Here is a 510-nt window from a genome sequence, read left to right on the forward strand (position 1 = left end):
ATCGCCGGGAGCCCGTGGAGGGCGGCATGGCGCGCCACCCGCCTGAGGAAGGACGATGGATCGGGTTCGAACATGGTGCGCTGCTGGGAAAGGTCCGTCGAGATCTGCACCACGTCGTTGCGGACGGCCTCCGCGTGGTCGCGCACGTAGGATTCGGCGACATTCACCGCCGAATCGACGATGGCGCGCGTTCTCTCCGAGAACCAGGAATCGAGACCGCGGTTGAGTGTCACGCTGGCGAAGACGGCGACGATGATCGCGGGGACGACCGCGATGAGGCTGAACAGCAGCACGAGCCTCAGGTGCAGGGAGGCGCCCGGCGTGCCGCGGCGCTTCTCGATCAGCAGGAAGATCAGCTGCCCGAGGACGAGCAGCACCATGACCAGCAGCACGATGGCGTTGACGACGAGCAGCAGGATGGTGCTCTCGCGCGTCGGCTTCACCGGGGTCATGCCGGTCAGGATGGCGAAGGTCGCCATGCCGCAGATGACGCCCGCCACCACGAGGACG

The 510-nt window shown here is 66.9% G+C and carries 1 pseudogene; it reads right to left on the reverse strand.

Annotated features, from left to right (window positions below):
• A pseudogene (locus tag ACLD7X_RS18425) lies at positions 1-479 on the reverse strand (hypothetical protein); the annotation flags it as partial.
• Positions 480-510: the final 31 nt, after the last annotated feature.

This window comes from Aphanothece microscopica RSMan92, assembly GCF_046613545.2.
Taxonomy (GTDB): domain Bacteria; phylum Cyanobacteriota; class Cyanobacteriia; order PCC-6307; family Cyanobiaceae; genus NIES-981.